General features: G+C 55.8%; 18 protein-coding genes. 5 read left to right on the top strand and 13 right to left on the bottom strand.

Annotated elements, in window-relative coordinates; genetic code table 11:
- Positions 1-104: 104 nt before the first annotated feature.
- A complete protein-coding gene (locus LAO21_13835; protein ID MBZ5553799.1) occupies positions 105-845 on the bottom strand; it encodes a phage Gp37/Gp68 family protein in 741 nt (246 codons plus the stop codon).
- Between the two features lie 338 nt (positions 846-1,183).
- Here LAO21_13835 and LAO21_13840 point away from each other — a divergent pair, with 338 nt between their 5' ends.
- The 4 genes from LAO21_13840 (at position 1,184) to LAO21_13855 (ending at position 4,740) form a co-directional block, all read left to right on the top strand.
- On the top strand, positions 1,184-2,458 hold the full coding sequence (locus tag LAO21_13840) for an XRE family transcriptional regulator (GenBank protein MBZ5553800.1): 1,275 nt from the start codon (positions 1,184-1,186) through the stop codon (positions 2,456-2,458).
- A gap of 5 nt (positions 2,459-2,463) precedes the next feature.
- The gene (locus tag LAO21_13845; protein MBZ5553801.1) at positions 2,464-2,985 is read left to right on the top strand and encodes a hypothetical protein; all 522 of its coding nucleotides are present in this window, start codon (positions 2,464-2,466) and stop codon (positions 2,983-2,985) included.
- Between the two features lie 467 nt (positions 2,986-3,452).
- Complete coding sequence (locus LAO21_13850) at positions 3,453-4,289, top strand: TIR domain-containing protein (protein MBZ5553802.1); 837 nt, start codon at positions 3,453-3,455, stop codon at positions 4,287-4,289.
- 7 nt (positions 4,290-4,296) lie between these two features.
- Positions 4,297-4,740 (top strand): hypothetical protein, encoded by a 444-nt coding sequence (locus LAO21_13855; GenBank protein MBZ5553803.1) that lies wholly within the window; start codon positions 4,297-4,299, stop codon positions 4,738-4,740.
- A 283-nt stretch (positions 4,741-5,023) separates the two neighbouring features.
- Here LAO21_13855 and LAO21_13860 read toward each other — a convergent pair whose 3' ends face one another.
- The 11 genes from LAO21_13860 to LAO21_13910 form a co-directional block, all read right to left on the bottom strand.
- A complete protein-coding gene (locus LAO21_13860) occupies positions 5,024-6,619 on the bottom strand; it encodes a B12-binding domain-containing radical SAM protein (protein ID MBZ5553804.1) in 1,596 nt (531 codons plus the stop codon).
- A gap of 862 nt (positions 6,620-7,481) precedes the next feature.
- Entirely contained in the window at positions 7,482-8,429 is a 948-nt protein-coding gene (locus tag LAO21_13865; protein MBZ5553805.1) for an alpha/beta hydrolase, read from the bottom strand.
- Positions 8,430-8,671: 242 nt separating this feature from the next.
- Entirely contained in the window at positions 8,672-9,910 is a 1,239-nt protein-coding gene (locus tag LAO21_13870; protein MBZ5553806.1) for an MFS transporter, read from the bottom strand.
- Between the two features lie 328 nt (positions 9,911-10,238).
- Positions 10,239-10,625: a carboxymuconolactone decarboxylase family protein gene (locus LAO21_13875; GenBank protein MBZ5553807.1), complete on the bottom strand. Its 387-nt coding sequence runs from the start codon at positions 10,623-10,625 to the stop codon at positions 10,239-10,241.
- A 510-nt stretch (positions 10,626-11,135) separates the two neighbouring features.
- Complete coding sequence (locus LAO21_13880; GenBank protein ID MBZ5553808.1) at positions 11,136-12,524, bottom strand: APC family permease; 1,389 nt, start codon at positions 12,522-12,524, stop codon at positions 11,136-11,138.
- A gap of 929 nt (positions 12,525-13,453) precedes the next feature.
- Positions 13,454-16,417, bottom strand: coding sequence for a PIG-L family deacetylase (locus LAO21_13885; GenBank protein ID MBZ5553809.1), 2,964 nt, complete (start codon positions 16,415-16,417; stop codon positions 13,454-13,456).
- 39 nt (positions 16,418-16,456) lie between these two features.
- The gene (locus LAO21_13890; protein ID MBZ5553810.1) at positions 16,457-16,933 is read right to left on the bottom strand and encodes a hypothetical protein; all 477 of its coding nucleotides are present in this window, start codon (positions 16,931-16,933) and stop codon (positions 16,457-16,459) included.
- Between the two features lie 271 nt (positions 16,934-17,204).
- Entirely contained in the window at positions 17,205-17,996 is a 792-nt protein-coding gene (locus tag LAO21_13895) for an ABC-2 family transporter protein (GenBank protein MBZ5553811.1), read from the bottom strand.
- 324 nt (positions 17,997-18,320) lie between these two features.
- The gene (locus LAO21_13900) at positions 18,321-19,124 is read right to left on the bottom strand and encodes an ABC-2 family transporter protein (protein MBZ5553812.1); all 804 of its coding nucleotides are present in this window, start codon (positions 19,122-19,124) and stop codon (positions 18,321-18,323) included.
- A gap of 194 nt (positions 19,125-19,318) precedes the next feature.
- Positions 19,319-22,213 (bottom strand): PQQ-dependent sugar dehydrogenase, encoded by a 2,895-nt coding sequence (locus LAO21_13905; protein ID MBZ5553813.1) that lies wholly within the window; start codon positions 22,211-22,213, stop codon positions 19,319-19,321.
- Positions 22,214-22,519: 306 nt separating this feature from the next.
- On the bottom strand, positions 22,520-23,593 hold the full coding sequence (locus LAO21_13910; protein ID MBZ5553814.1) for an ATP-binding cassette domain-containing protein: 1,074 nt from the start codon (positions 23,591-23,593) through the stop codon (positions 22,520-22,522).
- A 200-nt stretch (positions 23,594-23,793) separates the two neighbouring features.
- Here LAO21_13910 and LAO21_13915 point away from each other — a divergent pair, with 200 nt between their 5' ends.
- Positions 23,794-24,438 (top strand): hypothetical protein, encoded by a 645-nt coding sequence (locus tag LAO21_13915; GenBank protein ID MBZ5553815.1) that lies wholly within the window; start codon positions 23,794-23,796, stop codon positions 24,436-24,438.
- Positions 24,439-24,509: 71 nt separating this feature from the next.
- Here the strand turns inward: LAO21_13915 and LAO21_13920 are convergent, their stop codons facing one another.
- A complete protein-coding gene (locus LAO21_13920) occupies positions 24,510-25,916 on the bottom strand; it encodes an amino acid permease (protein MBZ5553816.1) in 1,407 nt (468 codons plus the stop codon).
- Positions 25,917-26,048 lie beyond the last annotated feature (132 nt).

Consider the following 26,048-nt stretch of genomic DNA (forward strand, 5'->3'; position numbering starts at 1 on the left):
AGGTGAACAGCACCGCCGAGGCATGGAGGGCCGCAAGAGATAGTGTATACGTCTGGAAAGGAAAGGAAAAATGGAAAATGAAGATATGAGGGCGGGTATGCAACTTACATCGCTAACCCGACTTCCTCTCGACCTTTTTTTAGAGGCATCTCATCCCAAGTTCGTCCTTCAAGCTCTCGTCCCGCTTTTTTCTTTCGGACGCCGCCCCATTGCTTGAAGAAGAACGGCACACCGGCGGACCTGCAGTGGTCGCGGATTGATCGTACCCAGTCCACCCTCATCGGGCGCGCGCCGGGGCCCGATTCACCTCCTACAATCACCCAATCAATTCCCCGAAGATCCAGACTCTCCAAAGGTCCAAGAAGCGGTTCAAGGGAGAGAAACTTAATCTTGGCGTCGGTGCTGCGGAGAAAATCGATGCGACCAACGTAATCCTGGTTTTCGACGCTGACTCCCATCCAAATGTTCTCGGTCCAAGGCAGCAACGAGCTCAGTCTCGAGAGCCGATCTGCGCGTTTGGTCAGGATTTGAAAGCGGTGCCACCGGGCCTTAGCCATCACCACAAACATCTTCTGAATGAAATCAAACGGAACGTCGAGATGGAAAAGGTCACTCATGGAGTTTACGAAGATCGTTTGTGGCCTTTTCCAGCGCAGAGGCAATTCCAACGAATCTTCGTGCAAGGTAAGTATGAAGCCGTTGAGATAATGGGGCTGGCCCATCGCCTGCAAGCGAAACGCCATACGTTCCGCATAACAGTGCTTGCACCCAGGACTAATCTTGCTGCACCCCGTCAGGGGGTTCCAGGTGGATTCAGTCCACTCAATGGAGGAATTGGCAGCCATTAGGAGATTCCCCTACGTCGGTACTTGTTAAAAATATCATTAACTATATCTGCGGCGACTGGCTTCTGGGAAGCGAACAACAAATCATAGACGAATGCTGCCCCTAAGTTAACCGAAAATGCCCTGCTGCCTCAATTCTGCATCCTGACACCATCGATTTTTCTTACATGATGGGCCGGACATTTCTAAATCAACGAGTGTCTAGAGCATTGAAGCCCTGGCTGTTGTCTAAGGGCGAGATGTATGTATGATAATATATCATTATTCGATGTATTTATATTGACATACGGTTGATATTGATACTATAATATCATCGAATTTCCAGGGAGAGGTGGCTCATGTCAATTGACCTCAAGGATATCGGATTGAGGTTGCGCAGGATTCGAGAGAGCCGGGGTTATACCCAGGAGGAAATCGCCGGGGTTCTCGATATCCCCCGCCCGAGTGTTGTTCAGATCGAGGCCGGAAAACGCTCTCTCGACAGCATCGAATTAATGAAGTTATCCGCGGAGCTGGGTTTCGATCCAAAAGATCTCTTTGCTGCGAAGACGAGCGAGCAGTTGGATTCAGTAACGGCTTTGTTCCGGGCCGATCCAGATTTGGCAACTGACAAAAAACTGACCCATACGATTTCCAAGTGGTCAGCATTGTGCCGTCAATTCACCACGCTTGAAAGGCTTGTTGGAGTCGATAGAAGTTATGTCTCTCCAGTTCGCTACGATTTGCCTGAAGCACGAAGCAAATGGGAAGCAATCCAACAGGGCACCATTGTTGCCGATCATGAAAGAAGCCGGCTCAAATTGGGGACCGGGCCCGTTTCGGAGCTTCCTGAGATTATCGAAGCTCAGGGAGTCAGGGGAGGTGTGCTGCCGCTAGATGACTCCATCTCGGGTTTGTTCATGGCTGATGAGAAATTTGGACTCAGCGTCCTCATTAATGCCAACCAGAGCGAGCACAGACAACTCTTTTCCTACGCTCATGAATACAGCCATTTGCTTTTTGATAGAGAAAAGCGAGGTACGATCAGCCGTCTCGCTGACCGCGAGGAACTTACTGAGGTTCGAGCAAACGCCTTCGCGGCTGCCTTCCTTATGCCTGAACAAGGCGTCAAAGACCTTCTGACTTCTGTCGGCAAGACTCGCGATCTTCCCGCTTTACAAGAAGTGTACGACGAAGACGGAAGCATGGTGCGTGCGCAGCGCCGGGGTCCTTCTTTCCCCACCGGGCTTCAGTTTTATGACGTTGCACATCTCGCTTTTTACTTTGGAGTGAGTTATGAGGCAGCGCTGTGGCGATTGAAGGCTCTCCAGATTCTCTCTGAGGAGGAGAGGAATGAGCTTTTCGAGAAACAAGGATCGGCCAATGCATTTCGACGGGTTCTCGGTGAGCGATTTGCCAATCACAGACAGAGATTTGTAAGGCGGGAGCGGGCATTTCAGCACAAACTGTTTACTTTGGCGCTGGAGGCTTTTCGTCTCGGCCACATCAGCAGAGCCAAGTTGAAAGAAATCGCAGAGGATGTCGAAGTTCCGAATGAAGAATTGAAAAATCTTCTTGGAGGCATTGATGTCCACGCGGAGTCAGAGGCGGAGGGGGTACGTTTGCCCAACTAAACGCGATGTCACCTGCTCCAAGAAAAAGAGAGGTTTGCGTCGACAGTTGTGTGCTGATCAATCTGGCCATTGTGTCGCGGCTTGACCTCCTCCGAAAGCTGTCGGATTTTGACTTTTGCATTCCCCTGGAAGTCCTAAACGAGATTAAAGATCCAACCCAAAAGGAACGGGTGAATGCCGAGATTGCGACAGGCGGGTTACGAACAATCAAGATTGAGAGTGTGGAGGAGCTGCAGGCTTACGCCGAATATGCTGAACAATTTGGCAAAGGCGAGGCCGCCTCGCTGGCCGTGGCCAAGTGTCGCGATTGGGTAATAGCAACCGACGAGATCAAGGACAAGCGGTTGACGCGGGAAATCACGGAAAGAGGAATCCAGGTTGTTAACACACCCGGGATTTTGCTGAAGGCGATAAAGCAGGGTCTTTTGTCCGAGGAGGAGGCGGATGCAATTAAGACCGAGCTTGAGCGCAACCGATTCAGGATGAAATTTGAATCCTTCCGAGAAGTCGTGGAAAGTGAGGATTAGAAAATGGGGTCCACGAAAGCACGAAAGACAGATGCTTTCGAACCAGGGCCCAATTCGAACGCAGCCTTGGACGCTTCCCCCACTCAGAGAACACAGAGAACAGCTTGCTCGCTCCGATTGATCGCACCACCGAAGAGGAGGAGGTTACATGTCAGAGCCGGCTATTTACTGGAAGGGCAAACTTGGCAGCGGTTACCCACATTGAGTATCAGAGATTTGAATCGGGTTTAATGTCATCCGGAGACGACTTATGATTACGTTGCGGTTCGTGTGTGTCCGTTGTGGTTATGAATTCGAGGAAAGAGTCTTCGAACCTGGGGAAGCTGAGGAGAAACAAGTTTCAACTCGGCCCATTCGATGTTCTAAATGCGGTGGCAGTGTCAAAGCGATTTAACGCTATGAATATGTAAATGACAGAGTAAAGGCAGGCTCTTCCACTCTTCATTTGGCAGAGGATAGAAAAGTAAATGTTGCCAGCAAAAGATGTTGTTGCCGTTGAAGACGATTTCATCAAAGTCTTGCAGCATGTTCGAGGGACAAAGGAACAAAAGCAGGCTTACTTCTCTTCGCGCGGTATACGTGTTCCTCGCACGAATTACGAGTCCATGTGGGCAGTATTGACGCAGAGACTTCAGCGTGGCGGCGCGGCGTCTGCGGTCTTTGAGCTGTTGCGGGCTGGGATGCCCAGGCACCTGTCCTTGCTCTTCCGTCAAGTGGACCGAGGAAAGGCCGTGCGTTTGCGTTCGACAGAACCTGCTATTGTCTTTGATTTCTTCTTCCAGAACGGAAATGTCCGAAAAATCGGAGAACTCTTCATACAAGATCTGCGGGAGCATGGAGGAAGTCTTGCGACGATACCTCCAAAACGAGCCGTTTCCACAATCAGTGGTAAGCGGTATGAAATCGCTCTTTCTTTCAGCGGTGAGGATCGAACTTATGTCGATCAAATCGCTGATATCCTCAAGTCCATGCGCGTGAGAATATTCTACGACGCCTTTGAACGGGTAAGTCTACTTGGGAAGGATTTGGCTACCCACTTTGCTTGGATTTACGGAAAACGAGCAGACTATTGTGCAATGTTCATTTCAAGAGATTACGTACGTAAGGCGTGGCCAAACTTTGAACGTCAGCACGCACTGTCACGGGCCATTCTCGAAAAGCGAGAATATATATTGCCGATCCGACTAGACGATTCTGAAGTGCCCGGCCTGCCCCCAACTGTGGGTTATCTGGACGCTCGCGGATATACACCAAAGCAAGTCGCACAGGACCTTTTTCACAAGGTTCGCGGTACACAAACCTGAGCCCTTGTTGACAAAAACTTGGCTGTCCCTATTTTTCTTCCTGCAAATCTTGGTTAATGACAGGAAAGCCATCGAGGAAAGAATTTCTAAGGTGAGGGAAGCAATCGCAGGTTTGCGGGGGCTCGTTGATCAGGAGATGCCGGACGCCGTGGCTCTTGGACTCACCGATGCCTGCGAGACCGTCCTTAGGTCTAGCCCCTCGCCCCTGACCAGTAAAGAACTGTGCGAGGGACTTCGGGAGATGGAATTCAATACAGGCAGGTATTCCCGCCCCGAATCTGCCCCAGCGACCATCTTGCAGAGGTTTGAAGAAAAAGGTCTGGTTATAAGAACCCAGAAAAATGGTCACGCTGCATATGAATGGGATCTTGGAATTCGTGCGGTGGCACCAAGAGGATTCCATAATCGACGACAAATTTCCAAATCGCCTGTTGACAAGAAGAAAAAGTGAAGTAGAAACAAAAAAAGCCAGGGCATCATTTGTTGGTGTCTGACCCCCACAATCCTCCACGAGACTGATCCCAAGCTGCCAACCCGTTCGATTTATCTCGTTTTTGTTCTTGAGGTCATTTGACCTGTGTTGATCAATTACAGGCCATATCGCTTGTAATAACCGAATACAGGCTCATTGGCCTGTAGTCGCCTTAGTGGACCCCTTGTTCATTTCACAAGCGCCCAGACAAAGAACGTTCAAAAAAAATTGGTGCGTGACCCCCCACAATCGTTCTTGAAGGCTATTCAGCGGTGATCTCAACGATCTTGGACGGGGGTTGGGCGGGCTGATATGTGTTAGGCAATGGGGATCTTCCACGCTTCGGCATGAATTTCATCTCCAGCGCCTGACCGATCAGATTCAGAATGGGGCGTCGATTTTCGAAGAGAACCCGCAACCACTCCCGCCGTCTCGTCTGAGGAAAATAGATTCCCCGAAAGATCAGGCGGACGAGCAGGTGGATGATGCGATCTTCCAGGGGCCTTGATTTCAGGGCCTTCATGGCGGAAGCAATTGCCGCGGGATTATAAGACGACACCCAGGCTTGTCTCATCTCTTCCTGAGCCTGGCCGGGCGACATCCCCAGGGGTGAGAAGTTCATGACGAAGGGTTCGAACTCCAACCAATGTTTCGGCCGGGTCAGCCGGCCCGCCGAAGCCAACTGGGCGTAGAGCGGTGTCGCCGGAAAAGGCGTGAGCAGACCGAACACAGGCAGTCCGGGTGGCCAGGATTGAATGACTTCGACCGTGCGATCGGCCACACCGGGTCGATCGCCATCCATTCCAAAAATGAATGACGTGATGGCAGAGAGGCCATGCCGGGCCAGCAGTTCCAAAACCTCTTTGTACTCATCCGGCTTGTTGAATCCCTTGCTCACACTCTTGAGGTTTTCGGGATCAATGGACTCCAGTCCAATGAAAACCCATCGGCCGCCGCTCTGTGCGATCAGGGAGACCAGCTCTTCATCTCGCAAGAGGTTCATGCTGATTTGCGCCACCCAGGGAACCTGGGCGTCACGGGCGATGATTTCCCGCAGCAACGACTTGGTGCGCTTTGGATTGATGCCAAAATTGTCGTCAATAAAGAATGCGGCGATCTTTCCTTTCTTCTTCTTCTCCAGCGCCTTCAGCATCAACAACTCGTTGACCACACTTTCGTTCGGTCGAAAGCGGATCGAATCACCGAAGAACCCCGTAACCGTGCAGAAATGGCAACCATAGGGACAGCCGCGCCCGGTTTCGATGGGAAGCACATGAAAAGCCTCCCAGTGGATGCCGACGAGTGAAAGGATCCGCCGACCCCAGTGAGGAAGCGGCCGGATCATGTTGAACTGGTTCAGATCCATGCGGTCCCAGGGGATCACCGGGTAGTCATCGAGTGACGGTTTGACTTCCTTTCCGGCCGCGTCGAGAGGGGCGTAGATTTCTTTGAGTGTGCCACGTTCCGCATCGGCCACAATCGACGGCCAGGTTTCATCGGCTTCGCCCAGTGCCACGGCATCGGCATGGCGTGGTCCGCCGTCACGCCCCAAGGCCTCGTCGGGCACCTCGGTGACGTGCGGTCCGCCCATCACCACGGGCACGCCGGCGGCGCGCACCGCATCCGCCATCTGGTAGGCCTTCCTGACCATGCGGGTCATCGCGCCAATCCCCACGAGCCCGATGTGATTCTCCTGGATGTACTTCACCAGTTCTGCTTTGTCCAATCGCTGCGCGTTACCGTCCACCAGAAACACCTGGTGTCGCGGAGGCGTCAGTGATTTGAGAAGAAACATCCAAAGATGCGGCATGAAATTGTTGGTAATTTCGTTGTCCGGATTGTAAAGCAGGATATTCATCTAAAAGTCACCTGTCTCCGAAGTGCAGGATTGAAGAATCTTGTTTTAAACAACACTTCCCCGCGAAAAGGCCGCTCCCCGGCCAGCCATTCTCCGTCTTAAATGGGGATCTGTTCCCGATCGCCTTGTGGAGCCAGGGAAAAGACTCCTCCGGCGGTTGAATCGTCCCAGTACCTTAGCAGGTTGGAGACCTGAAATCTATTCTATATTGCTCACATTCCAAAGGGTGGGGTGGGAAGGACCTTGCTGGGGGGGAGGAGAATCCATGAATTCCTTTGGCTGGAGTGGTGATGAGAGAAAATGTGAGAGCCCCGCAGGCGGGGCGAAACAATGTCCTCAGGTCCAGGTTTGCCGAACATCCTGTTCGATGCCTTGCACTCGGAAAGAGTTCACCCTCTCTTGCACAAAAGAGAGCTTCCCTGGCCGCTCCCGCTGCCAGGAAAACCTCCAGTGTCCCGATGTCGCTTCGTGAATCCAACCGGTGCGGTTGGGCTCTCCTAATTCGTGAAACGAGAAGGGTAACGGGGGCGGAGAAAAAACATTGCGGAGAAGAACATGCCGGGAATTATTGCACGATTGTCCGAAGATCCATTCGGCAGATTCTTTCGCCCCGCAAGCGGGGCTCGGATGTCTTTGGGAAAACGCGTACCCCACCCTCGCTCCGTCCCGCACAAAACGCGGGACGGAGCTTCAGGTGGGGCTACAATCTGACAGCCCTTCGGGCCTAAAGGGACAAAAGCCTCGCTCGAAAAGCATCCACTCATGGGAATCGAATCTTCCTTAGACATTAATCATGGAATCATGGCCTTCAACTTCGGAATCCGGGTTAAATGCCCCGCCACAAATCCGCCGCGAATCCGGGCTACCTTCCCCCGGCGGAGCCATCCTGCTGAGATTGATTCAGGAACTCGGTCACGGCATTTTCATAAAGCGGGGGATCGGTCCGGAAGGCTTCACCGTGGCGGGCGCGCGGCACTTCAAGGAACATCTTGTACCCTTCCCTGGCCTGATGAAACAGCCCGAGCGCGATGCTGGGGGGCATCCGGTTGTCGGCGCCTCCCGATACAAAGAGGATCGGGCGGTCGCCAATCTGATGCACCGCCTCCTCGAGGTCCAGGGCGTCCGCATCAAAATGCGCGAAACGCTCAACCAGCCAGATCGCCGTCATGGGGATCGGAAAGCGGGGAATGTGGAGAAAGAGCTTCAAATGGTGGTAGGCGGTGTCGCGAAGCGTGAGAAACGTGCTGTCGCAAATCACTCCATCAATGGCCGGCGTTTCTTTGGCCGCCATCAACGCCGCGGCCGCACCCATGGAGACCCCCCAGACCATGACAGGCCTGGCCTGAGGATCGAGCCCTGTGGCTTGCGTCACCGCGGCCTCCACGTCCAACCGCTCGTAATACCCCATGGAAGTCACGGTCCCCCCGCTCGCGCCGGAATGGCGGAGATCAAAGAGAAGGCCGTTGTAACCCAACCGGTGCACAAACATCGCCTCCCGCAACAGTTCCACCCGGGTCCGATTCAGGCCGTGTACAAAGATAAACGTTCCCCTGGCGTGCTCGGCTGGGACGAACCATCCCTTGAGCGGAATGCCATCCGAGGAGGTGAACTCAATCGGGCGGTAGTCAACGTGATAGGTGGCGGGCGTCTGACCATCGTCCTTGTCAGGATAATGGTATCGGCGGTGGGTCACCACGTTGGCAAGAAAATAGGGGACGTAGACGAGGAAGAAGAAGGCCACCGCCCCGGTGAGACCAATCAAAGACCACTTGAGGATTCTCTTCCAGCGCTTCCTGGGTTTCTCTGCCAATGAACTCTCCACGGATGAAAATGGAATGTTGACTTCTTGATTCAACCATGAATTTCCTTCCCAGACAACCCGAAACCAAAATCTTAATTTATTAGGAAACCAGGAGTTGAGGAGGCAGGCAACCAATCCGTCGCTTGTCCAGAAAGCACAATGGACTTAAGATCCGGCGTTTTCATCCCCTGAGTTGCTGGCTTCCTAACCATCTTCGTGCCGGGATGAGCATAATGCTGGCTGATGAATCACTAATGGGATCCTCTCGGCACGCCGATGAGTGAGGACGCTGAATCCGCTGCGACCGAATTCGGTTCCTGGAGGTAACGGGCGAGCAGCCACACCACCACAAGTGTAAAGATCGTGCACAAGGCGGCAACACCCGAGTATCCCCATCGCACGTAAAGAACGCCTCCCAGGAAGGCTGAGATCGCGATCCCGAGCTGTGAAAAAATGTTTCGAAGGGCGATGAACGAACCCCGCTCACGTTCCTCCACCAGCTCACTGATGAGGGCGGTGATGGGCCCCTGCCGGAACGCGGCACTCAAACTCAAGAACCCGAACACCACAAAGAGCAGCACCCCCCAGTGAAGCAGAGGCACCAGCATCATCGAGAGCGCCAGCAGGACATTGCTGGCGATCGAGACGCGGCGTTTGCCCCAACGGTCGGCCAGGATTCCACCCAGGGGCGCCCCGATGAAGGACACGACCCCGCTCAGGAGAAAGATGATGCCGATCAATCGCACCGGCACCTGGAAGGTGGTGTGCAGCCACACCCCGACGTAGGTGATCAAGCCCACGATCCCCCCGGACACAAAAAATGCCATGACTACGGCGGCCAGCAGATCGCGCCGGGAAAGAAAGGTCCCAAAAGACTTGATCCGCGTCTGAAGGAATTCCGCATCCGTTTCGCCGGCCCTAAACTCCATTTTCCGTGCGGGCAGATAAATCCAGTTCGAAATGGCGACCACCAGGGCAATCACGGCGATTCCCGGAAAAATCGTGCGCCATTCAAACTGATCGGCCGCCAGCGATCCCAGTGGAACCCCCAGGATTAAAGCCGCAAAGTAGGCCGAAGAGATCGTCCCGATGGCCCGGCCTCGAATTTCGTAAGGAAAAATATCGCTCGCGAGTGCAATCGTGCAGGTCGAGATCGCCCCGGCGCAGAGCCCCACCAGGAAACGCAATACAAGCAGTATGCCAAAAGAGGCGACCCAGTGGATGAGCAGCGAAAATACCGCAAATGCCAGGGCCGAGCCGATGAGAAAAACCCTCCGTCCGTAATGATCCGACAGGGCCCCCGAAACCAGCGAGCTCAAGGCCGCCGCCACCGAGTAAGCCACGACGAGCGTTCCGACCACGGTCACATCCACGTGAAAGGATTTTTGAATGAGAGGAAGCAGCGGCGAGATGAGCTGGTTGTCAACCAGCCCGAGAAAGAGGAGCAGGAAGAGATTCACCATCACTGCCCATTGAGTTTTCTTGCTCATGGATTAAACAAACCGCATCCGCGCCCGGGGACGCACTTCGTGAACTCCGAGTGTGACGATTCTCCCGGCCGCAGTTTCTTGGAATAGACACCTTTCGTATTGCTGGACCCCGGGAGTCTTTTTGATGGTGCTTCCCGGGCGGGGGAGGTTTCCAACAGCACAACGAAGATCGCACTCAGGCCAGGAACACAGGTGCGCCACCCGTCTAAACAAGATCTTGAGAGAGGTAACCCCCCAACCATCCGCCCTTTTTCGAATGTCCCAAGTCCCATTCCAATCTTCTCCGGGCTTGAGATCATCAGGCCGTACCCATTTCATGTCGAAAACCTTATGACTTGTGCTCCACCGCCGGCCCGCCTCCGTGGCGAAGCCCTTCAAAGTGGTTCAGCTCCAACCGGACAGCCAGCCGGTCGGTCTGGTCGATGACGGCGGCCGCATTGATCCCGATCGCAATGGCAATGGCATCGCTGATCTCGTGTTTGGTCGCTCCACTCTGAAGGGCCTTCTTCACGTGGCCGTCGAGACAGCCCTCGCATCGAGCCAGCAGTGAAGCGGCGATCGAGATCAGTTCCTTGGTCTTGAAATCCAGGGAACTGGGCCGGTAAGCTTCCTTGTAAAACTCGTAATAGATGTCGCGCAGCTTCGGCTCAACCATGCTGAGCGAGGCGGGGATGAACTTGTTTTTCCCCCGCGGGGGTTTGTTCTTCTGAGGCATTGCTCTTTCCCTCCCAATTGTCGAGAGATTTCATGTCGGGCGTGAAGCCCTTGATGATTCCGTAAAAAGGAAAATCGACTGAAACAAGGCAACCCAACTGGGCACCGCGACCGGAAGGCGCGATGCTTTTCCTGCGAGCACGGTCTGCATGAAGTGGCTTCCATACTGTAGCAGAGTGTCTGCCGACAGAGTGTAATAATTTGCAAAAGTTGCTGGGTTCGACGCGGGTTTCTATCGAACCGCGAACTCAAAACGTAACGGAGTCCAAGGCGTTCCGCATAAGGGGCACATGTTTCGTTTCTCCTCCCAATCCGGACGAGCCGAAACCAAAACCAGATTTTATTAGGAAACCAGGAAACCGGGGGATCGGTCGTCGATGGACAGCCCGCGGCGGCGGGATCATCACGTTCTCTCCCGATTGAAGGTTCTTGACCCCCTGCATTCCTGGCCTCCTAATCATGAATTTTCCCGCCCATGCCCGCACAAATTCTGGTGCTTACCGCCTAAAGCTCAAACTCGGGCCTCAAAGGGCCACTCCCGGCGGCGAGCCGCGCGAAGAAAAAAGATGAGTGCGCCTGCCGCAGTAATGATCAAGGCATAAAGAACGAACCGCATTTCGCTGGCCCGCGAGAAGAGAATAAACACCCATCCTCCCAGGGCAATGACAGCAGGGATAGGATAAAGCCACATCCGGAATGGCCGCTTCAAGTCGGGCCTCCGGCGCCTGAACATCATGATCCCGAGGGTCTGGCTCAGAAATTGGACCACCACCCGGATTATCACCAGGGCTGAGATGACGTCCGTGAGTTTCTTTAAGCTGAAGAAGGCCGCGACAGCCCCCAGAAAAATCAGCGACAGGTAGGGAAATGCATGGCGGGAGTGGAGGCGGCCAAAAACTTTGAAGAAATCACCTCGCACGGCAGCAGCATAGGGGATTCGTGAATATCCCAGCAGCAGCGAGAACACGGAGGCAAAGGCCGTCCACATCACCAGCACCGTAATGACCTGGGCAGCGCGATGGCCGTAAAGTCGCTCCATAAAAATTGAAGCGATGAAATTGTGCACGTGATTAGGATCCGCCACCAGTGCGACCGCCTCCCTCCAGGGAATCACGCTAATGACGGAAAGGTTCATCAATAAGTAAATTGCCGCGACCGCTGCAATCGACAACAGGACGGCGCGCGGAATCGTCCGGCCGGGATCGCGGACCTCATCTCCCAGGAAGCAGATGTTGTAGTACCCCCAATAATCGTACACCGCGAATCGGGACGCGAGGGCCAGTCCGAGAAAGAATTCCTTCGACAGGTGGAAGGCCTGGGGAGGAAAATCAAGAACCTGCCGGGCATTGAAATGGCCCAGGCCTGCCACCACCATCCACCCCACCGTCAAGATCACGCCGCCCCACAGCAGGATGGAAAGCTTTCCGATGGCGGTGATCTTCCGGTACAACAGGACCACGGTGAGGACCACGACACCCACCGCCACGAGTTTGCCTTCAAGCGGTGTCATGCCTTGCCACAGGAAGGCGGTGTATTGTGAAAAGCCAATTGCTCCCGACGCCACCGACAGGGGAGCGCTGAAGAGGATCATCCAGATGAACAGGAACGACATGAGGCGGCCCCACCGGTCGGGCCCGTACGCCTCGCGCAAGTAGAGATATGAACCCCCGGACCCGGGCAGCGCCGCTCCGAATTCCGACCAGACCAGCCCGTCACACATCGAAATCAGGGCGCCAAAAATCCAGCCCAGCATCGCCTGAGGGCCGCCCATGGCCGCCAGAATCGCCGGCAACGTGATGAACGGCCCCACGCCGACCATGTCGATCATGTTCAGCGTTGTGGCCTGCCACAAGCCGATGCCACGGATCATCCCGGGCGAAGTGTTTGGGGAGGTAGCCATGAAGCAGCGTGTCTTTTGAGCCGAACGGACTGCCTGTCGGGAGTTAATGAAATTGAAGCCCGGTGGACCGGGCTTAGGACTTTCTTGCCATCGCTTACCCGCCGGTTACCTGGCGTGCTGTCTTAACCCGAATTCCGAAGTTGAATGCCATGATCAAAGTCGGAGGGGGTTCGATTCGCATTAGTGGATGCATTTCGAATAAGGGTCTTGCTGCTTTCGACCCAAAGGGCTCTCGATTATAGCCTCGCCTGAGTTCCTCTTTAGGCCTGAAGGGCCGTCAGAGTATAGCCCCACCTGAAGCTCCGTTACGCGTTCTTTGCGGGGCGGGGCGAGGGTGGGGTGCCGGTCTCCCCAAGGACATCCAAGCCCCGCTTGCGGGGCGAAGGAATCTGTCGAATGGATCTTCGGAGAACCCTATAATAATTCACTGGCATGTCCCTCTCCGCAGTGCTTTCTCGCCGCTTCCCTTCACCCTTCTCGTTTCACGAAAGAGTGGAGCCCAACTCCAGCGGTCGGATTCATGAAACGATATCGGGACCCTGGAGGTTTTTCCAGCTGCGGGAACGCCCTCGGAAGATTTCTTTTCCGCAAGAGCGGGCGGACTCTTTCTGAGTACGAAGCATGACATAGGGCGTTCGGCATACTTGGAACTGCGGGCCTCGTTTTGCCCCGCAAGCGGGGCTCTCAAGGTTTCTCTCATGCATACCCCCCTCGCCCCGCAAAAGGAAAAAGCGCGGGGCTCAAACGAGGCTACAACCTGACAGCCCTTACGGGCCTGGAGTGACACCGGCCCCGCTCGATTATCGAGGACGAGCGATCAGGGTGACCAACCCACGCGATAACCCTTCAATTAACGGAGTCTCAAAACCCGAGTCCTGTGAGGATTCTTTTCAGCCTCGCTAATCCTCCGTTCACCCATTCCATCAAACCTATTTTCCTGCTTGTTCGCGTGAAAGAGAAATGAGGTTAGCAAAGATGCGGTACCCGCCACTTACCCCCGCGGGAAACTGGCGAAACCAGGAATACCCGGTGTACACAAAGTTCCCCCTTCCATACCGGGTGTAAAGCATTCCCCCGAGTTGCTCCTTCTCGCCGGGATCATGGGAGGCCAGCAATGGGGTGTAATGTTCATCCCAGGTCCTCATGAAATTGAGACCGCGTTCCTGCACCCAGCCTTCGAAATCTTTTTCTGTAATCGCATTAGGAGAGGAGAAGACGGGATTCTTCGCAACCAGGATGTGGACGGGCGCTCGCTCATCCACGATGCGAGCAAGGTCATCGGCGGGGGGCTCCGCTTCGTGGTCGGGATGTCTGGCCGAGGATCTCTCCCGCACGACCTCCTCACGTTGCCAGCGCAGCAGGGGGTAAGGGCCAAATTGGCGGACCGGATCGGTATAGGCCGTTATCTTCTCTGCGCTCTGCGGCCCCTTGAATTCTTCGAGCTCCTTTAACAACGCCGTCCTCTGGGAAATCTGTTCCTCTCTATCCGGGGAATCCATTTCGAGGCGCGGGACCCGAGCGGGGTCCAGGCCAAAGGACGCCGAGTTGTACTGGACAATCAGCGTGCCGCCTTTTTTGACGTAGTCCAGCAGTCGTCCGTTGTTTTGATCCAGATCGCGGCGCACATCATAAGCCCGAATCCCGGTGATGATCGCATCAAATCCGTCGAGGGATCCGATGGCGAGGGCCTGATCATCGAGCAACGTGACACTGACGCCCATCTGTTCCAGCCCTTCCGGAATGCGATCGCCGGTTCCCATGATGTACCCGACCTTTAGTCCCGGGGGAAGTTTGAGCGGGGTGACATGGGCAACGGTTTCTGCGGGCCGATAAAAATTCTGCTCCCGGATGTGGGGATAGGAGATCCTCTGAAACCCCCGCGAGAAATTCTCTTTGCCCACGGTGGCCACCGCCAGTATGCGATAGTCTCCCGTGGACGCGCGGGGAGGAACGCGCAGCACAAACTTCTTCAAAACCACCTGCTCTTTTCCCGCCGTCGAAAAGGCCGTGGTAATGGGCGATGAACTCCATCCCCTGGGCAGAATCAGTTTGACCACGCCATCGACTTTTTCGGCGCCCTCACTTTCGAGGCGCACAAAAACGGTCTTCGACTGTGCCAGGGCCGGACTCGCGATGATCAACTCGTCGGGCAGGCTCGATACCGAAAGGACCGGGACCACCTTGAAGCTCTCGCGCCGTTCTCCGTAGCGCGGGTCCACTTGCATGAACTCGACGGGCCGCACCACTTGAAAAGAGGCGCCGGAGGGATCATCAGCGACGCGAAAGGCAGCCACAAAAGGGATCTCGGGCGGATTTTCCGCGCGTCCCACGAGGGCCTGATTCGCGACGGCGTATCGATCCCCTTCCCGCGGCAGCCGCAGCCAGTACATTTCGGTCGGCAGTGCGGCCGTGGAAGCGGTGGCGGAAAACTTCCACTCCATTTTTTCGTTGTATCGTAACGGCTTCAGTTCGCCCGAGGTCTTCTTCACGGTCCAGTCTCGAACCGACGCGGGTTCAATGGTCACGGGTTCAATGCGGACATCGCTTCGATTCAAAAGCGTTGCGGTGACCGTGACGCCGGAGCCCGGCGTGAGCGAGGGCTGATCCGAACGAACTTCAAAGCTCAGCCCAAGCGCCGCGATGAGCGCCTCGGTAAAGTCCTCTTCTTTGGATCTCAAGTGCTCTGCCAGCGCCAGCTGGCGACCCTCACTGAGCGCGCTCGACAAAACCCTCTGGCGCAAGGATCGGAGTGCCTCAATCCCTTTGATCAACGCAGGGACGCTGGCGGAAGGGTGCTCGTCGGGGGCATGACCGGCCATCTCCATGGCGAGGGAGTCAATCGCGCTCAGTCCGGGGGAGAGGAACGGCACCCGGTCCAGCTCACCTCCTGCCAGGGCAGTCCAATCGGCCATTCGAGCCTGCATAAACTGATGAAAGGCTTGTTGAGCAATTGCGGGATCAGCCGGGGTTTGCGATGGCTGAGACCCAGAAGAGAGATCCGGGGGTTCGGATGAACTCGCAGAGGCGATCAGCCGGAGATAAACCGGATGCCGGCCCTTTCGCTGTTCTGCCCCCTGGCCCTGGGACTGGTGCTGGCTTCGGCCAATCGCCGCAATCTCAGTCATCGACTTACCAAGCTGTGGACTGAATTGTCCCACGTCGAGCGAAAAGCTGCCGGGCTCGTGTGGGTCGCGCCCCGTCACATAGAGTTTTTGAGCCTGCCAGGGATGCAGCCCTTGCGTCAGTTGCTCGGGAAAGCGGTTGGGATCGGCCGCCGCACGAAACGCCTCCGGGGTGAGAATTCCGATGGCCTGATGATGTCCATGTCCGTCCTCCGCCGTCCCTCGCCAGACGGAGATGATGATGTCCGGCTGGTAACGCCGGATGACGCGAACCATATCTCCCAAAACCACATCCCGCCCCCATTTCTCCAAGGCTTCCTTCGGGTCTTTTGAGAATCCGAAGTCGTAGGCGCGAGTGAAGAACTGTTGGCAGTGGTCATATCCACGGGCCGCCAGCATTTCCTCGGTCCGCAGGATTCCCAGGCTGTCAAACAGCTCGGGCCCGATGAGGTTTTGTCCCCCTTCTCCGCGCGTCGCCGAGAGGTAGGCGCAATGCACAAACTGCTCCTGCGACAGATAGGCCAGCAGGGCACTGTTCTCGTCATCGGGATGCGCGCCCGTCATCAGAACGCGCGCCGCCCTGGGCAGATCATGGGCCCGCTCAGAAAAGGTCGTTGCCTCCTGGGCTTTCGCAATAGGGCCCAGGAGCAGGAGGAGACCGCAAAGGGCCCGGATCCGGAAAAACCCGGGACGCGGTTTGGAAAGGCCCCTTCGCCCGGAGGGGCGCTCTGGCCGTTCGGAAGGGGGAAACCAGGCTATGGTCATGGGCATTGATAGGTTCCTGGAGCTATGGGAAATGACCACGGAGGACTAAGCAGGGTCTCCTGTGGAATCCAGAGACCGCTTTCGGCTTGCTCGAATCTTCCCGGCAACGTAATAAACCACCAAAAGGACGACACACGCAGCCAGGGATGTGTATAACGGTGTCAGAACAATGTGCCGCATCAGGATATGCTGGGCATCACTCACGTTGAGGTTGTGATGCCGATAATGAGTCTCCAGAGAGGCGTAGGTGCTCAACAGTGTCGCAATCAGGGTCATGAACCCGTTGACGTAGCCCAATGCGAATCCCGCCCCCAGCAATCGGTGAAATCGCCCTCCCACTTCTCGCGCCATGGCCACCCCGAGATAGATGGCGAGGATATACACAAAAACTGTAGAACTGAAGAATTGCGTGACCTGCTTGGGGATCCCGGCAACCTCCAGGGCAAATCGCAAGGGGGTGGCTACAATCAGGATCAGCAACGGCCACTGCAGCCAGTCCAGCAGGCTTCTTTCGTCATCCATAGTAAGGGACCTTAAGGGCAGCGGTCAGCTTTCAGCGATCAGCGGTCAGCTTTCAGCGATCAGCGATCAGCGATCAGCGGTCAGCTTTCAGCCATCAGCTGTCAGTAGTCACCGATTTTCGCTCAGTTCGCAGCTGTGAGCCTGCTGAATGAATAGCTATCGAGGCCCAAAACCCATCCAAAGCAGGATTTAGGTCGCGCCCATCAATAACGGAGCGCGGTGGGCCATAGCTGGTAGCCGAGCGCTGACGGTTGAATGCTGCTCCCCCTTACTACGTACCCGTGCTGCTATAGTTTCTTTCCCCTGCATGCCACATGACGAGGGCAAACCCGAAAAAAATGGCTGCCACGACCGGTATTAGATAGTAGAACTGCGCGTATTCATTCCGTCGGAGGAGTCTCACGGAGGGATAAAACGAAGCAAACGCAAAGGGGATAATCCAGCTCAGGAAAAACTGGAGGAACCCGTTGTAAATGGATAGAGGATACCGGCCGAATGCCAGCATATTGTAAACTGGCGGGACGACCCCCACCTTGTCTTCAAAGAAAAAAGAAACAGTGGTCAGAATAAGGAAAGTCGAGACATAAATTACCGCCCCGCAAATCACCATCACGAAACCCAGGGCCAAGTCCGTGGCATGCCACTCCAGGTGGAGCTTGTGTGAACAGTATCCGATGACGAGCAGGCCAGTCACCGATTCCTGCGAAGATTCCAGTCGAAAGGCCTCGAAGAGCACTTGGAACATGGAGTGAATCGGCCGCAACAGGATACGGTCAAATTTGCCCTGGATAATGTACGTTTCCCCGAACTGATAGAGGTTTAAGCTCAATACATTGAAGAGCCCGAGGGGAATCAGGGAAAATCCGTACAGGAAGAGCAGCTCGTAAAACGACCACCCTTTGAGACTGGGTATTTTTGAAAAGAGGACCAGTACAAATCCAAATCCCAGCAGCGTCGCCGTGAAGGAAGTGCCGATGGCGATAAAGAAATCCGCCTTGTACGCCATGCGGACCTTGGCGTATTGGGCAAAGTAGTTGATGAACAAAATAAAATGGCGCTTCATGGATGAGAGTTCAAAGTTCCAAGTTCAAAGTTCCAAGTTCAAAGTTCCAAGTTCAAAGTTCCAAGTTCAAAGTTCCAAGTTCAAAGTTCAAAGTTCAAAGTTCAAAGTTCCAAGTTCAAAGTTCAAAGTTCAAAGTCCAAGGTCCAAGGTCCAAAACCAGTTCCAAGTTCCAAGTTCAAAGTCCAAAGTCCAAAGTTAACGATCCTAAGGCTTCTTCGGGAATCTTGGTTCCGGCTTCTGCTTGTTCCCTCTGGCAACTGCCTTCCTGACACCTGACACTTCTTACCCGGCTCTGTTTACTTCGAGGATTTCAAGTCCGCACACTCACCCTCCTTGAATAGAGAGTCTTCGAATCGACCTGGCCCACCACCACTCTCCGAGGAGGAAAATGACAATGGCCCAGAAGAGCTGAATGGCCAGCATCTCAAAGATCTTTCCCCCCTGAACTTTTCCCAGATAAATCAGCACGGGTGTGAAGCTGATATGCTGGAAGGGGAGGTAAGCCAGCACTCGCTGGAAACCGCGCGGGAAAAACGACATCGGAATTAAAAGTCCCGAGAACAATTCCAAAAGAAAATACTTGGCCCGCAACAGGCCCTGGATCGACTTCAACCGGATGGCACAGGTTCCGAAGATGAAATTGATCGTGGCCACAATAAAAAAGGAGAGCACGGTGGAAATGAAGAATGCGACGAAGTGGACCCCGCTCGATGGTCCGCTCACCGGAAAAACCAGCGAAATCACCACGGCGGCGGGTGCGGTGAGCAGGAACAGGCGGAAGCAGCTCTCGCCGAGTGACTGGGCGATCACGGACCACTGGACATGGATGGGCTTGATAAGCGTCATCGAGATTTTTCCCTCCATGACGTCGTTGGCCATATCCTGGTCGATCGTGCTGAAATAGAACGACCGGATGATCCAGCCCAAGGAGATGTAAGTCACCATCTGTTTCAGGTTGAATCCCTCGATGCGGTCACTGTTGAGAAAGATCGCCCGCCAGATGAAGTAATACACGGTGACATTGATGAGATAGGTAATCACCCCGGTATAGTAGCGGAGGCGGTACGCCAGGATGTTCACAAAGCCCACACGGGCGAACTCGAGGTAGGTCTTGAACCAGGTCAGCATTTTGTGATCACTTATCCTGAATGCCTCGATACAAAGCTATCTTGGGTTGAAGAAGCAGGATTCTAACACGAAAGAAAAGCAAGGGGGTCAGGAGTTCAGCCAAGCCGGCCTCTCCCGAAACGGCGGCGAGGTGCTCTCGCCGCCGCTCGGCCGCAGGGGTCCACGGGGGGTGCCTCTCCAGCGGAATTCAAGCCTCATCGCGGAGGGGCCGATTTCCCGATGGCGAGTGCCGTCCCGTTATCGGCAAAAAAATTCAGTGTCGCTTGGGTCGGCGCATCAATCGCCAGGAGGATGAACTGCGTTTGATATCCGCCTCCATCGGCCACCTGGGGAAAAATGATTGGTATGGGCGAGGCCTGAAGAAAATCGGCCACCGGGAAGGTCGACATCAAAAATTCATTCCTTGAATTCGTCAGGGAGCGGAGGGTCAAGGCCGCAAAAGGATTGGTCGAACTCAAATCCAGCACTCCCGTAAACCCTGCAGGCAGTCCGGGGATGAACTGGCCGGCGAACCTGGCGTCGTGTCCGTTGCCGGTGAGGTTTATGGCCCCGCTTCCGGCGGGCGTGCTGCCATCGGGTTGGAAGGCATTGAGCGCCACCGTGATGGGGGAGCTGCCGGTCGCCGCGATTGCCATGCCGGTATCGTGGCCTCCTGATTTATCAAGGTAAATCAGTGCATGAGTGGTGGGAGTCGCCGCGGGAACGCCCGTCTCGCTCACCAGTACCCCGCCCTGGGAAAAGCCGAGAATGCCCGCGCCCTTGGGAGTCGAGGTTCCGTTGTCGGGAGTTAACTGAACAGACCCGGTGACCGTCGCCGCCGGAGAGCCGTCGCTCACCAGACGGAAGAGCCCGCCGGGAGGAATACTGTACTGGAAGCTATCGTTGGGCGAGAAGTCTCCCACTCGATGAATGGCCTGGGAGCCGCCTGCGCTGCTGAAGAACCGCAGTGTCCCGGTCTCGATGGCTTGCGAAGTATTCAAGAGAACCAGCGCGGTCTGGTTACCATTCCCATCTGCAAAGTGTGGAAAGAACAGTTGTCCCGGGGAGGCCGGTTGGCTCACATCCGCGACCGGGGTCGTGGTGAGCAGCGTGTCACCGCGCTGATTGGTCGTCAGGCGCAGGGCTACGGCGGACAACGGCACAGAGCTGGAAATCTCCAGCGAACCGAATTGGATGGCCGAGGCGAAGTTTGGAGGAAGAACAAAATCCGGCGCCAGCTGATTCAACTCGGTGATGAACAGCGCGCGATGGGCCGCCGGCGGAATCGCTCCATTGCCCAGAGCGATCTGATTTCCATTGGCGTCGCGCAGCAGGAATTGCACGCTTGCCGTCGTCCCACCCGGATTGGCCAACGCGATGCCCGTGTTCACGCTGAGGGTCCCGAGCTCATTCCGGTCGTCCTTTGCGGCCACGCCGGTTCGAAAATCAATAAACGTTCGCGCGATCGCCGTGGGCGGTGACGCAGGCACCCCGACCTCGCTCACGATGACGTTGTTTTGCCTCAGGCTGAAGACGGCGGTCCCCACCAATGAATTCGGAACGCCCAGGGTCACCGTCGCATAACCGGCACGCACTGAGCCCCCCTGCCCCGGGGTCGTGCTTGAAGCAGCGCCGTCTCCGGGGACGGCCAGGGTCACCTCGGACGTTCCGACCCCGGCGGCGTCCTCTGTGACAGTAAAGCTGAGACCGGCGACAGAAATGGTCCCCACGCGCGAAGGTCCCGGCGGGTTGGCAGCCACCGTGTAGCTCACTGTTCCGTTTCCTGAGCCGCTGCTCCCTGAATTGAGGGAGATCCACGGGTCGTTACTTAGGGCGGTCCAGGCGCAGCCGGAGGTCGTGGTCACCGCAATACTGCCCGTCCCGCCGTTCGCCGTAAAAGATTGACTCACCGGGGATCTCGAGAACGAGCAGGCCGAGGTGCCGGAGGTGAGCCGGTTCACGACGCCTCCGAGCCCAACCACATAAATTTCTCCCGCCTCGTCTTCCCCAAAAGACGAGATGTTCAATCCGCTGTTGAGAAGAACGCTTTGCGTCCCATTGTTCAACATCACGATCTCGCCGGAGCAAAAATCACCAAAAACGTAAGCCCCCGCCGGAAGGCTCCCCCGAGTCCCTCGATAAACATACCCGCCGGTGATCGAACATCGCGCGGGGACGGCGGGAGACGTCTGGGCATGGGGATATTCAGCGATTGGAAACGTGAAACCACTCGTGTTGGCGCACAAGGCGGGATCATTGTTCGTGCAATGATTTCCCTCAAAGATGCGCCAGCCATAGTTGCCTCCCACCGTCACGATGTCGACCTCTTCCCAGTGGTCCTGACCGACATCCCCCACGTAGAGTTGCCCCGTGCCCCGGTCAAATGAGAATCGAAACGGATTGCGCATGCCCAGTGAAAAAATCTCGGGCCTCCCCCCGCCCGAGAAAAAGGGATTGCTGGGCGGCGAAGAATACGGGACGGATCCGTTGGGATGATCCACATCAATGCGAAGAATTTTGCCGAGAAGTTCGTTGGTGTTCTGGGCCCGGTTGCCGGGGTCGTTGGCCGAACCCCCGTCCCCCATCCCGATATAAAGAAATCCATCCGGCCCAAACACGACCATCCCACCGTTATGGTTGACGAACGGCTGGGCAATGACGAGCAGGATCTGCTCTGTGGGATCCGCCACATTCGCGTTTGAAGCCGAGGCATGATACTCCGCGATGACCGTCGCCCCGTCGCCCGCCCGTGTGTAATCCACGAAGAAGCGCCGGTTCGCGGGGAATTGCGGATGGAACGCCAGACCCAGCAAGCCTTGCTCTCCGCCAAAGATCACCTTGGAGGAAATGTCCAGAAAAACAGTGGGACTGGAGGCTCCGGGCTGCAGAACTTTGATGAGTCCTCCCTGCTCCACGACAAAGAGCCGATTGCTCCCATCCTGGGCACTGGTTACAAAGAGCGGGTTGGAGAGCCCGGTCAAAACCGGCACCAGCTGGATAGAAGCCTGAACGGGCCCTGCGCCCGAGGTCACCCCGTATGTCTGATCGTTCTTGCAAAGAACTCCCATCAATGTCATAAAAAGGAATAATCCGAATAGTGGCTTGTTCATGGACCTGCCTCCGGCCATAGATTTTGTCACCAAGGCGTCTCTGGACTGGGAGAGAAAACACCTCCCGCGTCCCTCTGTCTCCGGGCGTTCCATCTCACGCCTTGTCATCCACCAAGGCTACCCGCATGGTTTCAATTTGGAATTTAAGCTAGATCATTATAGCGCTTTTCAAGGTCTCTGCCATCCACGAGAATCCGAGACGTGTGAAAGGGCGCAACCACAGGCAAGGATCCCGCAGGCGCGGCTTGGGAGAAACTCAAGAGGGTATCGCGAGCGAAGAGGCGTTCTTCTCCCTCCTCCAAACACTCAACTCGGAGCAACCAGCGCTTCACTGCCCTGCGTGTAAATCTTCTTGACTATTTCTTCGATGGATTCTTCTTCAATCAGGATGTCTCGCACCTCGAGGGTGTTGACAATTTGGCGGAGGATCTCTTCGGAGGGGATGCTATTGCGGTCATAAACGATCCGGCACTTCAACTCGTCCATGGGTTCAAGTTTCAGCCCGTTGGAAGTCGCGCCCGGGGGCGCCGTCAGGTTCTGTGCCATCCGGGCCAGGGCAGCATTCAGCTGGTCGATCTTGGGAATTTCGGTCTTATCCTTGAGATAAAGGGTTATCTGGTTGATCTTTCCGAGGCGGCGTTTGATTTCCTCCAGAGAACCATCAAACAGGATTTTCCCGTGATCGATGATCATAATTCGCCTGCAGAGTTCCTCGATGTCCGCCAGGTCGTGGGTCGTCAGCAGGACCGTCGTTTGAAATTGTGGATTGATCGTCTTCAGAAACTCCCGGATGCTTTCCTTGGCCACCACGTCGAGGCCAATGGTCGGTTCGTCGAGAAACAGCAGCGGCGGATTGTGCAACAAGGAAGCAGCCAGATCGCAGCGCATCCGCTCGCCAAGCGAGAGCTTCCGAACGGGGGTGTGCAGGAAATCTCCGAGGCGGAGGATCTCATTGAACAACGCCATGCGGGCATCAAAATCCCTTTTCGAGACGTCGTAGATGCGCCGCAACAGCTTGAACGATTCGATGACGGCGATGTCCCACCACAGTTGCGTCCGCTGGCCGAACACCACTCCAATGGTCTTGGTGTAATGCTTGCGGTCCCGGTGCGGGACAAAACCGTTCACCTCGATCTTTCCCGTTGAAGGCACCAGGATGCCGGTCAGCATTTTGATGGTCGTCGATTTTCCAGCCCCGTTGGGACCGATGTAACCAACCATTTCTCCGGTCGAGATGTCGAATGAGATGTGGTCGACGGCTTTGACCTGATGGTACGTCCGCGCGAACAGATCCTTGAGCGCTCCCGCGACACCCTCGCGGCGTTTGAAGGTTCGAAAGTACTTGCACAGCCCGTTCACGTGGACGATCGTGTCGCTCATCGGGGTTCCATGGGCTTGCGGCGAATGCGGTCGATTTGAGAATATTGTAAAACCGTTGGATTCTACCAGAGGAGGAGCAGGGGGGCAATTCGAGGGGTGAGCAGCAGTTCGCCCTTTCTGAATTCTCCGCCCACGCGACGCAGGAACCGGTCTCATTCACATTTGATGAATGAGCGCAGGGTGTGATTAAATCGATCGCAATGGAAACGCATCGTAATGGCCCAGCCCGAGAATTTGACTCCCGACGGATCGGCGTGTGGATCCTGGCGGGGGTATTGGCTTGGAGCGCTTGGGTGTCCGGCGGCCAAGCCGGGCCCTCTCCGGGTTCCGAGGAAAAGGCGGCCCGGGTGGCCTCCATCTTCCAATCGCTGAAGGAGAGACCTCCCGGGGACCAGAGTCCGCCTCCCAGCTCGACGATCCGAATCACTGAAGAGGAGTTAAATGCTTACCTCGAGCAGGAATACCGGAAGAAACCAAACAGCGGGATGAAATCCGCCACCGTGAAATTGTTCGACGGGAACCGGGTAGCGGCGGATTCGATGATCGATGTGGACGAGGTCAAAAGCGACAATTCCATGGGGTTGAAGCTGCTCACCTGGCTGATGAGCGGCAATCAATTGCTCCACGCGGAAGCCAAGTTGATATTCAAGGGCAATACGGTCACCTACGAACTGGAACGCGCGCAATTGAATGGAGTGACCTTGCCCAATGCCCTCGTGGAAAAACTCATCGAGGTGTTAGCCCGCAGGCAGTCACAGAAGATTGATGTGACCAAGCCCATCCCGCTTTCCACTTCCATCAAACACGTGGAGATCAAGCAGGGATTGTTAATCATCGAGACCTGAGGATTGCAGGCGAGGCTGCTCGGCCCTGCCCAGTGCGCCATGAGGAAGCCCCGCACTCATGGATTTTCCCCTCATTGCTCTCTGCCCGTCTCTGACCGCTTCTCTCTTCGATGAATGAAATAAACCAAGACGCCCGTCAGCAGCCAGAGCAGACCGATCAGGATCGCGCGGCGGGTCAGATAGAACAGTTCTCCGACCACCCCGGCCAGGGCCAGACAGGTCAGCACGGGCTGTCCCGCCACTGAAAACGGTATCCGGAATGGCCGTTCCTGATCGGGTCTCTGGTGCCGCAGAATCAAGACCGAGAGATTGACGAACACGAATACAATCAAGGCCGCGAACACGCCTGCGGAAGCGACGACGGCGATGTTGCCGATTGCGGTCAAGCCGACCCCGAGCGCGCCCAGGACGAGAGTCGCCACCGAGGGGGAATGAAAGCGGGGATGAATCGAGGCGAGGAATCCGGGGAGGCGGCCATCCCTTGCCATGGCGAGGCCCACGCGGGGCGCCCCGATCAGGCAGCCCATTCCCGAAGTGGCCGTGGCGGCCATTCCCGCGAGCGCGATGAAGGCGGGTGCCATCCACGCGAAGAACGACTTCGTCGAGAGGGCAGCCCGCATCGCCGTGGCCAGCGGGGCGTCCAGTTTCGGCAGGAGGTTCCAATCCACCACACGAACACAGGTCCAGCCCACCAGGGTATAAAGGACCACCACCGTAAGGATCGACGTGACCGTCGCGAGAGGGACGTCCCGTCGCGGGTTCTTTGCTTCTTCGGCGAGGGTACAAATGGCATCGATGTGCGTTTGCCCGAACGCCACAATGGCAGCCGCCGCGATGACTCCGGCCATTCCCAGCGGCATGAAAGGGGTTTGGAATATCGGTGCAGCGAGGCGAGCCGTCTTAAGACCAAGGACAATAAAAACGGCAAGGGCCAGTATTTTGACGAAGACCAGCACGTTAATCACGTGCTTGGATAGGGTCAACCCCAGGTAAAGCAGGAGGGTCGTCAAAACGCCCAGCAAGGCGGCCCAGGCCTGCAATGATAATCCGGGAAACACAAAGCGTGCGTACAGCCCGAAGCCGAGCCACACCGCGGCGCCAATGATCACGTACTGAGTCATCAGGGTCCATCCCACCACCACGGAGACGAATTCTCCCATTCGCGGAGACAGGGTTGTAAATGCCTCCCGGCAATAAACGTAAGAGGCTCCGGCATTCGGATACATCGCTGCCAGCTCTGAAAAACCCAGGGCCGTCAAGGTGGCGACGCTGCCCGCAATCAGGAAACTCAGGAAGAGCGCCGGGCCCGCCGGGCCCGCCGCGATGCCGGTGAGGACAAAGATTCCTGCACCGATCAGGGAGGCCACGCCAATCGACCATAAATCAAAAAAGGAAAGCCTTCTTGAAAGTGCAGGGCGCGGCGCGTGTGAGGATCCCTGCGCGGCCGGGGGCAAAGATGAGGCGTTCTCATTAGTCATGTGAAGTTGAGATCTTGATGACCGGAGGCTTGCAATCGAAATCCGGTTTGATTGTATCAACCCCGGGGTTCAGGAGAAAGCGATTATGGAGATGCGAACCCGGAAGAAACAAAAAAACCGATGCGGGATATG

Source organism: Terriglobia bacterium (assembly GCA_020073085.1).
GTDB lineage: Bacteria > Acidobacteriota > Terriglobia > JAIQFV01 > JAIQFV01 > JAIQFV01.